Raw genomic sequence first — 12,194 nt, forward strand, 5'->3', positions numbered from 1 at the left:
GTTAAAAGATCATGAGGCCAAGATGCCCCACCGCGCCGGAAGCTGTTCGCTGGGAGGAAAGCGAATGCGTAAGCCCGATACGACGGATCCAGTCGAAAAGATGTACCCGATCCCGAGCCTGATGGCTCTGGGCCTGCAACACGTTCTCGTCATGTATGCCGGAGCGGTCGCCGTGCCACTCATTGTCGGCAGCGCGCTTCACTTGCCCAAGGAACAGATCGCGATGCTCGTCAGTGCGGACCTGTTCTGTTGTGGCATCGTTACCCTCATCCAGGCGCTTGGCATCTGGAACGTCGGCATTCGCCTGCCGATCATGATGGGGATTTCGTTCACCGCCGTCCCCTCGATCATCGCCACAGGCACCAATCCCGATCTCGGCATGCCGGGCGTCATTGGCGCCGTCATAGGCTCCGGGATATTCACGATCCTGGTCGCGCCGTTCTTCGGCCGCTGGGTGCGCTTCTTCCCGCCTGTTGTGACCGGCACGGTCATGCTGGTCATCGGCCTCTCGTTGATGCGCGTCGGTGTGAACTGGGCAGCGGGCGGCCAGCCGATGATCAAGGGCCCGGATGGCATGATCCCGAACCCCGCCTATGGCGCGCCCTTCGCGCTCGCCGTCGCCGCTATCGTGCTCCTGTCGATCCTGCTGCTCACCCGCGTTCTCAAGGGCTTCATGGCCAATCTTGCGGTCCTGCTTGGCATCGGTGTCGGCTTCGTAATCGCGATCGCTGCCGGCAAGGTGGACTTCCACGGCGTTGGGGAGGCCGGCTGGGTGCGCATCATTCACCCGCTCGCCTTCGGATGGCCGATCTTCGAGTTCTGGTCGATCCTGTCGCTCTGTGCGGTCATGACGGTTATGATGATCGAATCGACAGGTCAATTCCTGGCGGTCGGGGACATGGCCGGTCGCAAGATCTCCCAGGCCGAACTGACCCGGGGCTTAAGAACCGACGGTGTCGGGAACATTATCGGCGGCCTCCTCAATACCTTCACCTACACGACCTATGCGCAGAATGTCGGCCTTCTCCAGATCACCGGCGTGCTCAGCCGCTTCGTGGTGGCGGCGGGCGGCGTCATCCTGATCCTGCTCGGCTCGCTGCCGAAGGTTGCCTTCGTTAGCGCTTCGATCCCGAGCTACGTCGTCGGCGGCGCTGCCATCGTGATGTTCGGCATGGTCTCGGCGACAGGCGTGAAAATCCTGTCGAAGGTGGATTTCGTGGCCAATCGGCGCAACCTCTACATCGTCGCCGTCAGCGTCGGCCTCGCCATGGTGCCGGTTGTCGCCGAAAACATCTTCGACCAGTTGCCCGCGGCGATCGAAAAATTCCTGCACAGCGGCGTCCTCGTCGGCACCTTCGCGGCAGCGCTGCTCAACATTCTCTTCAACGGTGTTCCGGCGAAAGAGCCGGAGGAGGCCGAGCTTACGGACGGCACGCCCGCTGCCGACCCTGCCTAGAGAGCAACACCCTTAGTCCGGCGGCCGCGCGCCGCCGGAGCTCCGAACCCCAAGAGGAATTCCATGAGACGCTTCGACTATCATCGGGCGGAAACGCTGGAGCATGCCTCCCGTCTTCTCACCGAACTCGGCGACGACACATTTGTGTTCAATGGAGGCACGGACCTGCTGGTCGAGATCCGCGAACGGCTGCGCCGCGTGCGCAACGTCGTCGACATCAAGCAGATTCCTGGCTTGTCCGACATCACCTACGACGAGACGCGCGGCCTGACTTTTGGCGCACTGGTCACCGTCGGCCGGTTGGAGAACCTGTCGCTGGTGCGCCAGCGATATCCGAACCTGCGTTCCGCACTCGCCTCGCTCGGCTCCATCCAGGTGCGCAACCGCGCAACCGTCGTCGGCAATATCTGTCGCGCCTCGCCGTCGGCCGATACCATTCCGCCATTGGTCGCGGACGGCGCCTTCGTGCACATCTACAGCCGCACCGACATGCGGGTCGTGCCGATCGCCGAATTCTTCACCGGCGCCGGCAAGACCGTTCTCGCCAAGGGCGAGATCGTTACCGGCATCACTGTGCCGCCAGCGGCGGACAATATCGGCAAGGCCTATCTCAAGCACGGTCGCCGCAAGGCGATGGAACTTTCCACCGTTGGCGTCGCCGTCAGCCTGGCGATGGAGGAAGGCGTCTGCAGCGATATCCGCATCGCGCTTGGTGCGGTCGGCGCGACCGTGCTGCGCGCGCCGCAGGCCGAGGCCATGCTGCGCGGCACCAGGCTGGATGCCGCGGCGGTGAGGAATGCCGCCGACAAGGCGATGGAAGAATGCACACCGATCAGCAACGTCCGCGCCAGCGCAGACTACCGCCGCGACATGGTCGGCGTCCTGACTGGCCGCGCCATTAAGCAGGCATTGGAGACTTTCGCATGAAACGGATGGTCGATTTCACTGTGAATGGTGAGGCGCGCGAAATGGCCGTCGATGGCTGCCGCTCTCTGCTTGATGCGTTGCGCGACGATGTCGGTCTCACCGGCACCAAGAAGGGATGTGACGTCGGCGATTGCGGCGCCTGCACGGTGCTCGTCGATGGCGAGCCGGTCAACGCCTGTCTGATGCTTGCCGTGGAGGCCGAGGGCCGCGCGGTCGAGACCATCGAAGGACTGCAGCCCGATGTCGACAGGCTGCATCCCCTGCAGGATGCCTTCATGCGGCACGGCGCCTCGCAATGCGGCTTCTGCACACCCGGCATTCTGATGATGGCGAAGAAGTTGCTCGACGACAATCCGCGCCCGACCGATGAGGAAATCCGCTTCGGGCTCTCCGGCAATATCTGCCGCTGCACTGGCTACACCAAGATATTCGACGCGATCAAATCCGCCGCGCGCGAGATGGAGGCTGCAAGACCATGAACATGACCACCCCTGTCGAACAGCGCGAGTTCAGGATCGTCGGCAAGAGCGTCAAACGCGACGATGTGCGCGAGAAGGTGACGGGCGAGGCGCAGTATACCGGCGATATCAAGCGCCCAGGCATGCTGTATGGCAAGATCAAGCGCGCGTCGATCGCCCATGCCCGCATCAAGGCGATCGACGTCAGCAAGGCGCTCGCCTATCCGGGGGTCAAGGCAGTGCTGACCCATCAGAATGTGCCGCGCGTCCTGCACTATGGCTCGCCGCATCCGCGCTCGGCCTCCTGCACCAAGGACCAGTACATCCTCGACGACAAAGTGCGGTTCTGGGGCGAGGGCGTCGCCGCCGTCGCGGCCATCAGCGAGGAGATCGCCGACGAGGCGCTCGACCTGATCGAGGTGGAATATGAAGCGCTTCCGGCCGTCTTCGAGCCGGAGGACGCCGTGCAGCCAGGCGCACCGCTGATCCACGACGTTGGCCCCGGCGGCAACCTGGTGCTCGATCCGGTGCGCGTCAACCGCGGCGACATCGACAAGGGTTTTTCCGAGGCGGATTTCATTCTCGAGGGCACGTTTGCCGGCGGGCGGCCACATCCGGCCTACATGGAGCCGAACGTCTGCATCGCCGACTGGGACGGCTCCAACAAGCTGACCTTCTGGACCTCGACCCAGACCTCCTTCATGGTCCGCGGCATCCTCGCTGAAGTTCTCGGCCTGCCACTCACCAAGGTGCGCGTGCTCGTCGATCATATGGGCGGTGGTTTCGGAGCCAAGCAGGACGTTTTCCAGCACGAGTTTCTCTGTGCGCTGCTGGCAAAGGAAGCCCGTCGGCCCGTGAAAATGGAGTTCACCCGCCACGAGACCTTCGTGGCCGGTCGCTCGCGCCATCCTTGTCGGATCTGGCTGAAGCAGGGCTTCAAGAACGACGGCACGCTGATCGCCCGCGACATGAAGCTGGTTTATGATTCCGGTGCCTATGGTTCGCACGGTCCGGGCGTGACGATCGTCGGCACCACTGCCGCCACCTCGCTCTATCGCTGCGAGAACGTGCGGCTGGAAGGGCGCTGCGTCTACACCAACACGCCGGTCAACGGCGCTTTCCGCGGCTACGGGGTGGTGCAGAGCTACTATGCGCTCGACATCCAGATGGATGAAGCGGCCGAACGGCTCGGCATGGATCCGGCGGAGTTGAAGCTAAAGAACGTCGTGCGGGCGGGCGACATCGCGCCGTCCGGCCATCCGATCATCGGCCACGGGCTTGAAATCTGCCTCAAGCACGGCATCGACGTCCTGAACTGGAAGAGGCTCAGGAGCCGCGACCGCACGCCCGACCCGAAGCGCCCGCAGATCCGCAAAGGATGGGGCATCGGCTGCGAAATGCACGGCTCGTCCGCTTACCCCGGCATCAAGGAGCAGGGCAACGCCACCGTGAAGATCAACGAGGACGGCACGGTGACGCTGTTGACCGGTGCGGCCGGCCTCGGCACTGGCGCGCACACTGCTCTTGCGCAGATCGTTGCGGAAGAACTTGGCGTGCGCTTCGAGGACGTGGGCGTGATCCATGGCGATACGGATGTGGTTCCATGGGACATCGGCGCCTTCGCCAGTCACACGACCTATCTGGTCGGTACCGCCGCCAAGATGGCCGCCGGCAAGGTCCGCGCCGCCGTGCTCGAACGGGCAGCGATGAAACTGCAGGTGTCGTCGGATGAGATCGACCTTTGCGACGGCAAGGTCTTCGTCACCGCCGAGCCCGACCGCGCCATGACGGTTTCGGAAGCCATGGGCCCATCGCGTGGGATTCCTGCCGCCAACATCGTCGCAAACGGCACCTACGAACCGACGAAGTCCTATTCGTTCGCTGCGCACTTCACCGAGGTCGAAGTCGATACGGAAACCGGGATCGTTGAGGTCAAGCGTGTCGTGCCGGTGCACGATGTCGGCCGGGTGATCCATCCTATCGCCGCGCAAGGCCAGATCGAAGGCGGCATCCAGCAGGGCATCGGCCATACGCTGACCGAGGACTACCTGATCGACAAGAAGACCGGCCGCTCACTCAATGCCGGCCTGGTCGACTACAAGATGCCGCTCTCCATGGACATGCCTGATATTGAGACGATCATTCTCGAGGCGGCGCCCGATCCGGGCGGCCCATGGGGCGCCAAGGGCGTGGGCGAGGACCCGATCATCGCAATCGGGCCATCCATCGCCAACGCCATTTACGACGCGATCGGCATTCGCTTCCACCACTATCCGATTATTCCGGAAGACGTTCTCAAAGCCTTGAGGGAGAAGGGCGCATGAACATGCATATCGAGCCTGCGAGCCAGCAGAAACTCCCGATCACGATCCTTACCGGGTTCCTGGGGTCGGGAAAGACAACGCTGCTCAACTACATTCTTACCGAGCGCCATGGCCATCGCATCGCGGTGATCGAGAACGAGTACGGTGAGGTCGACGTCGACAGCGATCTGGTACTCGCTTCCGACGAGGAAATTTTCCAGATGCAGAACGGCTGCATCTGCTGCTTCGTCGACGTGCGCAACGACCTGATCGACGTGATGAAGAAGCTCCTGAGCCACAAGGACAAGTTCGACCACATCATCGTCGAGACGTCGGGTCTTGCCGACCCCACGCCGGTCGCCACCGCCTTCTTCGTAGACCGCAGCGTGGCCGACGAGGTGGAGCTCGACGCCGTCGTGACGCTGGTAGACGCTATGCATATCGACCAGCACCTGTACGATCCGGTTCTCGACGGCAGCGACAATCAGGCGGTCAACCAGATCGTCGCGGCGGACCGCATCCTCGTCAACAAGATAGACCTTGCCGAGGAGGAAGCCCTCGGCTCGCTGGAAACCTCGCTGCGCAGGCTCAACCAGACAGCGCCCATCCTTCGGTCCAGCTACGGCAAGGTGGATCTCTCCAACATCCTCGGCGTCAAAGGTTTCCGGCCGTCCTATGTGCGCGAGCGGGCGGAAATCCTCGACATCGACATGGACGACGATAACGGCGTTGACCACCACCATCATCATGATTGCTCCGAGCCATGTTGCGACCATGCCGATCACGCCCATGGGCACCATCATCATTGCCATGACCATGGACGTCCGTATGTATCCGCCCTGCGGCCACACCAGCATGACGCGACGGTGAATTCCCACTCCTTCGTTTTTCCCGAAGCCTTCGATGGCGAGAAGCTCGTAGGTTTCCTCAAGACCTATCTCAGCGAGCACGGTGGCGACATTTTTCGCACCAAGGGCATCGTGTCGGTTGCCGGCGACGACCGCTTCTTTGTGCTCCAGGCCGTGCACAAGCTTGTCGATTTCCGCCCGGACCACGCCTGGGGTGAAGACAAGCGGAAGTCGAAGTTCGTGTTTATCGGCCGCAATCTCGATCGTGTCAGCATCGACAGAAACTTGCGTGCATGCCTGGTGCCCTAGCAGCGAGTCTCCCGCCGGAGGGCGCCTGCGCAAGCCTTTCTGTCTGAGCCGCCCGCGCACCTCCAGCGCGGGCGGTCGCTGCTGCTTGTTCTAAAAAACTATTTTAAAATAATGACTTAGATTGATTTTTGTGTTGACAGAAATCACGCGGGGTGGTTCTTTTGAAGGCGAGTAGAAGCACCGACAATTGCTCACCGTCTGTTGGAAGATGAGGCTGCGATGTCGATGCTGACAAAAAGAGGAATGCCCGGTCGCCCCGCCCTGGGAGCTTATGCGCCGGCCCGTTCTCTCCGTCTTCGGCATTTCCTGAAATCGCGGATCCACGTCCGGCTTCAGCCGGCATGGCGTTCATCGCGCGGCCCCGCATCGACCGGACCCTCTACGACAGGAGAAACCTATGATTATTGACCTGAGCTGCTATCCCACCGATCTGGTGGACCTGGCTTGGCGACACGACGGACCGCCGTTCACCGGCGACAAACTGCTCAAGATGATGGATGGCCCGTACTATGTGAACGGCAAGCCGCGCCGGATCGACAAGGCCTTTATCCAGCCGCCGCAGGGCAACACCATCTACACCCACGAGGTGATGGATCTCGAAGGCAAGGCCGCCATCCGCCAGTACATGGCTTACACGGAAAAGATGGTGACCGAGCATCCCGACCGGTTCCTTGGCTGCTTCGTCTACAACCCGCGCTACGGCACAACGAATGGCGCCGAAGAAATCGAACGCTACGCCAAGGAGTTTGATTTCAAGATGGTGCAGCTGCAGGCGAACATGCACGCCTATCGCCCGGACCGCGCGCTCGACTGGCTGCGCCCGGCACTGAAGAAGTGCGCGGATCTCGGCCTGATGGTGAAGGTGCATACCGGTGACGGTCCGTACTCGATCCCGACGGAGTTCTATCCGATCATTCGCGAGTTTCCGGAAGTCAACTTCATCCTGGCGCATTTCGGGGTTCAGACCGGCGGCGTCTACGTGTTCGAGCCTATGCAGATGGCGCTCGACACGCCGAGTGTCTACGTGGAATCCGGCTGGTGCCTTCAATCGCGCATCGTCGAATTCGCCAAGGTGCTCCCCAAGCACAAGATCCTCTTCGGCTCCGACACACCGCCCAACGAGCCGGGCATGTGGATCAACCTTCTGGAAGTTCTTTGCCACGAGCCGCCGCAGGGCCTCAACCTCGATGAGGATACGCTTGAAGATTATCTCGGCAACAACGTCGCCCGGATGATCGGCCTGGAAGCGACGAATCCACCGGCGACCGTCGAGGAAGCCGAGGCGTATCTGCGCCAGCACGGCGTAGCACTTGCCGCGTAAATTTGAACGGAGTGAACAATGATCATCGATACCCACCTTCACCCGACCAACCTCGTCGACGAGGCGTGGCGCCACACGGGCGAACCCTTCACGGGCGAGCGCATGCTCAAGCTGATGGACGGTCCCTACATGATCAACGGCAAGCCGCGCCGGATCGACATGGGTTTCATCCAGCCGCCGCCGGGCAATACCGGTTACCGCGACGGCAACCGCAAGGGCCGCGAAGGCATTCGCGACTACATGGCCTATTGCGCGGAGCTTTGCCAGAAATACCCGGACCGCTTCATCGGCAACTTCAACTACAACCCGCGCTGGGGACCCGAAAACGGCGCGGCCGAGCTGGAATTCCACGTCAAGGAATACGGCTTCAAGATGCTGAAGCTGCACGCCAACATGCATGGCTACCGTCCCGACCGGGCGCTCGACTGGTTGCGTCCGGCAATGAAGAAATGTGCCGAACTCGGCGTGGTGGTTCTCATCCACACGGGAGACGGGCCGTACACCATCCCGACGATGTTCTACCCGATCATTCGCGAGTTTCCGATGGTCAACTTCATCATCGGTCACTTCGGCATCCAGACGGGCGGTAACTACTCGTTCGAATCCTTCTGGATGGCGATGGACACCCCGAACGTCTACTGCGAATCCGGCTGGTGCTTCCAGTCGCGCATCGTGGAATTCGCCCAGCAGCTGCCGAAGGACAAGATCGTTTTCGGCACGGACAGCCCGCCGAACGATCCGGGCATGTGGCTGCGCGAACTGGAGGTGCTCTGCAAGGATCCGCCGCACGGCATCAACCTGTCCGAGGACGATCTGGAAGGTTACCTCGGCAACAACATCGCCAAGCTCGTCGGCATCGATCCGTCGCCGCCGCCCCGTGACCTGAGGGAAGCTCAGGCGCGCCTGAAGGATTCCTACGCCGGCGTCGACCGCGCCACGGGGAAGCACAAGGAATTTGCCTGAACAAGTCGTCGGCGCCCTTCCGGGGGGCGCCGTCATCCAACCGCCGCGCCGAGGCCGAGATATGACCGAGTACCACAAGCAAGACGTTCGTCGCTTCCTGGCCGACTACCGGGCAGAACACCCCGAGGACGTGATCACCATCGACCAGCCGGTCCTAGACGACCAGGATGCGACGGCGCTGATCTGGAACCTGGCCGACAGGGGCCAGCACCCCATGCTGCACCTCAAAAACGTAAGCGGCATCGGCAGCGAGGTCCTTTGCAACATTTTTGCCTCGCGCGACCGCATCGGGCGGCTTCTTGGCTCGACCGCCGACAGGCTACACGAAGCCTACCAGGCGCGCGCCAATCGGCCGTTCACGCCTGAGGTCCTGGAAGAGGGACCGATCACGCGGGAGATCATCTCTGGCGATGCCGTCGACCTCAATACGCTGCCGATGCTCAAGCACTTCGAGACGGATCGTGCGAAATACATTACCAGCGGCGTCATCATCGGCGAGCATCCGGAAACCGGCGCCGGCAATCTCAGCTACCACCGCGCGATGATCCATTCGAAGAATGCGCTTGCGACGTCGCTGCATTCACGCGGGCATCTCTGGCGCTTGATGAACATGGCGAAAGAGAGGGGCGAACCCATGCCGGTTGCCATGGTGATTGGCGGCCATCCGCTCTTCATGATCGCCGCGTCCGCCCGCCTTGCCTTTGGTGAGGACGAGCGGGACGTGGCGGGCGGGCTGATGGGCGAACCCCTTCAGGTGGTCCGTACGCCAAAATATGGCATCCGGGTTCCAGCCCATGCCGAAATCGTGCTGGAGGGTGTGCTGGATCCGGAGGCCCACGTGGAGGAGGGGCCGTTCGGCGAGTTCACCGGCTATTCCTCCGACCGCTCGACGAACAATCTTTTCACCGTCGAAACCATTATGCGCCGGCGTGATGCCATCCTCGTAAGCGTTGCCGGCGGGAATTCCGCCGAACACCTCAACCTTGGCCGTGTGCCGCGCGAGGCGGAGGTGGTGGAAAAGCTGAAGGCTCGCTTTCCTTCGATTGCCGCTGTGCACTACCCCTCCTCGGGCACCCATTTTCACGCCTATATATCGATGAACCAGATGCGCGAGGGCGAGGCACGACAGGTGATGCTCGGCCTCCTCGGTTGGGACCAGTATCTGAAGACTGTCGTCGTCGTGGATGCGGATGTGGACATCACCCGCGACAGCGAAGTGCTTTGGGCGCTCGCCACCCATTTCCAACCCCACAAGGATGTCGTCATCATCGAGGGCCTTCCGGGCAATGCGCTGGATCCATCGGCCAGCGGCATTGGTACGACTTCACGCATGGGCCTCGATGCCACGCGCGGCCCGAATTTTCACGGCGTGCGCGCCCGTATCAGTGACGAGGCATCCGCCCGTGCAGCGACGCTCCTTGAAAGTGTGGGATAGGCAATGACGACGCGGCCCAGACGCATGATCGTCGGTATTTCGGGCGCTTCAGGCGTGATCTACGGCAAGCGCATCCTCGAAGTGCTGCGCGACTTCGACATCGAGACGCACTTGATCATGTCGCGCGCGGCCTGCATCACGCTTGCGGCCGAGGCAGATTTTACCAAGCAGGATCTTGAGGCGCTCGCCACGACCACCCATTCGAACAAGGATATCGGGGCGGTCTGTTCCTCCGGCTCCTACAAGACGCTCGGCATGATCGTCGCGCCCTGTTCGGTAAAGACCCTGGCAGAGATCGCGACCGGCACGACCGACAACCTTCTCTCTCGCGCCGCCGACGTGGTGCTGAAGGAGCGCCGCCGCCTCGTGCTGATGTTGCGCGAGACGCCGCTCCATCTCGGCCACATCCGTAACATGGCGCAGGTCACGGAGATGGGCGGCATCATATATCCGCCGGTGCCTGCTTTCTACGCCAAGCCCCAAAGTCTCGGCGAGATGGTCGACCACACGGTTGGCCGTGTGCTCGACCTCTTCGACCTCGACCCTGGCATCGTTCGGCGCTGGCAGGGAACGCAGGCAGGGGCCGAGTAGCATGACTGGCCGCATTGCTCCCGACCTGGAGACAATTGCGCAAGCCCCCCGCGCCGCCTTCCTCTCGGACGATGCGATCGACATCCTGCGCTTTGCCGCAAAGTCAGTTGAGGACGGCTACGCGGCCGCCCTGGTTACGCTCGTTCAAATCCACGGCGGCGCGGCGCGTGCCATCGGAGCGCAAATGGTGGCGCGGCACGACGGCCTCTATTGCGGGTTTGTTTCCGGCGGCTGCACCGAAGCAGCGGTCGCGGCTGAAGCCGTGATCGCGCTGCAAAATGACATGGACCGAAATCTTCGGCTCGGCGCAGGTTCGCCCTTCCTCGACATCGTTCTGCCCTGCGGCGGTGGGATCACGCTCGCGATCCACGTCATTCGCGACGCCCGTGTTCTGCGCCGAACGCTTGCGGCCTTAGAGCGCCGCACGCCCGTTTGCCTGCGCTACCATCCACGCGAACGGACGCTGGTCTTGGAGCCGGGTGAGCGAGCGACCGGTTGGGAAGGGGATTGCTTCGTGCGCGCCTACCGCCCACAGCAGAGGCTTCTCGTCGCCGGGACGCCCATGGAAGCTGACGCCGTGGCACGCGTCGCAGCCGCATCCGGCTACGAAATCATAGCCGCTGAGCGGGGTCAGGTGCCTCGGCAGGACCAACTGGACGGGGACACCGCCGTCGCACTCCTGTTCCACGATATTGACCGGGAGTTGGCATTGCTCGAGCGTGCCCTGGCATCGCCAGTCTTTTACATCGGAGCGCTCGGAAGCCGGCGCACCCATGCCAAGCGCTGTGCGGTCCTACTGCAGCGCGGTTACGTCGAGGCCGACCTTGCCCGCATCAAGGCTCCGATCGGAATCTTCGACAAGGCAAGGGATGCGAATTCGCTTGCCCTTTCGGTCGTTGCCGATGTTGCGAAATCGCGCGTTGCGTCTGAGTAATCAGGGGGAAAATCGATGCCCCTCCAGGATTGCGATGTGGCGCCCCCGACGAAGCGCGCGGCACCAGGGTTGGTGGTCACGCAACGCCTGGCCCGTGGCTCACAGACGGGGAAGTCGCGGACCGACCGCCGCCGCCTGATCGAGGTGAAGACTAACCGCCGCGAGGGGCGGCGCGGCAAACTTGGCACGCTTGCCGTCATAATGGGCCGCCCACGCGAAGGTCTTGCGGGACCATTCTCTCAATGCTTACGCCACAACCGACGACCTCTCCTCAGTATCGAGCTCGCGATAGAACCGTGCTTCTTGAAATTGCCGTATTCAATGGCCAAATCAATAACATGTGCATGGAAACGTTCGTAAAAATTTCGAGGCTCTGCGATCAAGCGCGCTCCCTGACCCGGAGCTGGCAGCCTTGAACCTGTAACGCCGCCACAGATCTCGCCGCTCCGGGAACCCACTATTGAACAGTGCGGTTCATTTCGCGTCGCATATGCGACGCATCGATGGAGTGTGCCCATGCTTCTCTTGAGATCCGGGACGATCTGCGTCACCTATGACCGCCGCCTGTCGTGCGAGACCAACCGTTCGCCCTTGTGCGAAACGCCAATCCACATCGCCGCCGCTTCTCTTCGTTCTGGCTTGTTGCGCG

10 protein-coding genes are annotated in these 12,194 nt (G+C 62.2%); all 10 read left to right on the forward strand.

Going from position 1 to position 12,194, the window contains the following annotated elements; translation table 11 throughout:
- The first annotated feature begins 64 nt into the window (after positions 1 to 64).
- The 10 genes from BLJAPNOD_RS28370 (at position 65) to BLJAPNOD_RS28415 (ending at position 11,545) form a co-directional block, all read left to right on the forward strand.
- Positions 65 to 1,456 (forward strand): nucleobase:cation symporter-2 family protein, encoded by a 1,392-nt coding sequence (locus BLJAPNOD_RS28370; protein WP_115422279.1) that lies wholly within the window; start codon positions 65 to 67, stop codon positions 1,454 to 1,456.
- Between the two features lie 63 nt (positions 1,457 to 1,519).
- Positions 1,520 to 2,383 (forward strand): xanthine dehydrogenase family protein subunit M, encoded by an 864-nt coding sequence (locus BLJAPNOD_RS28375; RefSeq protein ID WP_115422280.1) that lies wholly within the window; start codon positions 1,520 to 1,522, stop codon positions 2,381 to 2,383.
- Positions 2,380 to 2,862 carry a (2Fe-2S)-binding protein gene (locus BLJAPNOD_RS28380; protein ID WP_077504496.1) on the forward strand — a complete coding sequence of 161 codons (483 nt, stop codon included), beginning with the start codon at positions 2,380 to 2,382 and terminating at the stop codon, positions 2,860 to 2,862. Before BLJAPNOD_RS28375 ends, BLJAPNOD_RS28380 begins: the two co-directional genes overlap by 4 nt.
- The gene (locus BLJAPNOD_RS28385) at positions 2,859 to 5,165 is read left to right on the forward strand and encodes a xanthine dehydrogenase family protein molybdopterin-binding subunit (protein ID WP_115422281.1); all 2,307 of its coding nucleotides are present in this window, start codon (positions 2,859 to 2,861) and stop codon (positions 5,163 to 5,165) included. The genes BLJAPNOD_RS28380 and BLJAPNOD_RS28385 overlap by 4 nt, the downstream gene beginning before the upstream one ends.
- Positions 5,162 to 6,301, forward strand: coding sequence for a GTP-binding protein (locus BLJAPNOD_RS28390; protein ID WP_077504494.1), 1,140 nt, complete (start codon positions 5,162 to 5,164; stop codon positions 6,299 to 6,301). Before BLJAPNOD_RS28385 ends, BLJAPNOD_RS28390 begins: the two co-directional genes overlap by 4 nt.
- Before the next feature lie 397 nt (positions 6,302 to 6,698).
- Entirely contained in the window at positions 6,699 to 7,622 is a 924-nt protein-coding gene (locus BLJAPNOD_RS28395; protein WP_115422282.1) for an amidohydrolase family protein, read from the forward strand.
- A gap of 18 nt (positions 7,623 to 7,640) precedes the next feature.
- Positions 7,641 to 8,585, forward strand: a complete 945-nt coding sequence (locus tag BLJAPNOD_RS28400; protein WP_115422283.1) for an amidohydrolase family protein — start codon at positions 7,641 to 7,643, stop codon at positions 8,583 to 8,585.
- Positions 8,586 to 8,646: 61 nt separating this feature from the next.
- Positions 8,647 to 10,020, forward strand: coding sequence for a UbiD family decarboxylase (locus BLJAPNOD_RS28405; RefSeq protein WP_115422284.1), 1,374 nt, complete (start codon positions 8,647 to 8,649; stop codon positions 10,018 to 10,020).
- 3 nt (positions 10,021 to 10,023) lie between these two features.
- The gene (locus BLJAPNOD_RS28410; protein WP_077504490.1) at positions 10,024 to 10,611 is read left to right on the forward strand and encodes a UbiX family flavin prenyltransferase; all 588 of its coding nucleotides are present in this window, start codon (positions 10,024 to 10,026) and stop codon (positions 10,609 to 10,611) included.
- Position 10,612: 1 nt separating this feature from the next.
- A complete protein-coding gene (locus BLJAPNOD_RS28415) occupies positions 10,613 to 11,545 on the forward strand; it encodes an XdhC family protein (protein ID WP_115422285.1) in 933 nt (310 codons plus the stop codon).
- The last annotated feature ends 649 nt before the right edge of the window (positions 11,546 to 12,194 follow it).

The organism is Ensifer sp. M14 (assembly GCF_003355565.1).
Taxonomy (GTDB): domain Bacteria; phylum Pseudomonadota; class Alphaproteobacteria; order Rhizobiales; family Rhizobiaceae; genus Ensifer.

Coding starts and splice junctions, on each gene's coding strand:
- BLJAPNOD_RS28370 (WP_115422279.1), top strand. CDS start 65: ATGCGTAAGCCCGATACGACGGATCCAGTCGAAAAGATGTACCCGATC.
- BLJAPNOD_RS28375 (WP_115422280.1), top strand. CDS start 1,520: ATGAGACGCTTCGACTATCATCGGGCGGAAACGCTGGAGCATGCCTCC.
- BLJAPNOD_RS28380 (WP_077504496.1), top strand. CDS start 2,380: ATGAAACGGATGGTCGATTTCACTGTGAATGGTGAGGCGCGCGAAATG.
- BLJAPNOD_RS28385 (WP_115422281.1), top strand. CDS start 2,859: ATGAACATGACCACCCCTGTCGAACAGCGCGAGTTCAGGATCGTCGGC.
- BLJAPNOD_RS28390 (WP_077504494.1), top strand. CDS start 5,162: ATGAACATGCATATCGAGCCTGCGAGCCAGCAGAAACTCCCGATCACG.
- BLJAPNOD_RS28395 (WP_115422282.1), top strand. CDS start 6,699: ATGATTATTGACCTGAGCTGCTATCCCACCGATCTGGTGGACCTGGCT.
- BLJAPNOD_RS28400 (WP_115422283.1), top strand. CDS start 7,641: ATGATCATCGATACCCACCTTCACCCGACCAACCTCGTCGACGAGGCG.
- BLJAPNOD_RS28405 (WP_115422284.1), top strand. CDS start 8,647: ATGACCGAGTACCACAAGCAAGACGTTCGTCGCTTCCTGGCCGACTAC.
- BLJAPNOD_RS28410 (WP_077504490.1), top strand. CDS start 10,024: ATGACGACGCGGCCCAGACGCATGATCGTCGGTATTTCGGGCGCTTCA.
- BLJAPNOD_RS28415 (WP_115422285.1), top strand. CDS start 10,613: ATGACTGGCCGCATTGCTCCCGACCTGGAGACAATTGCGCAAGCCCCC.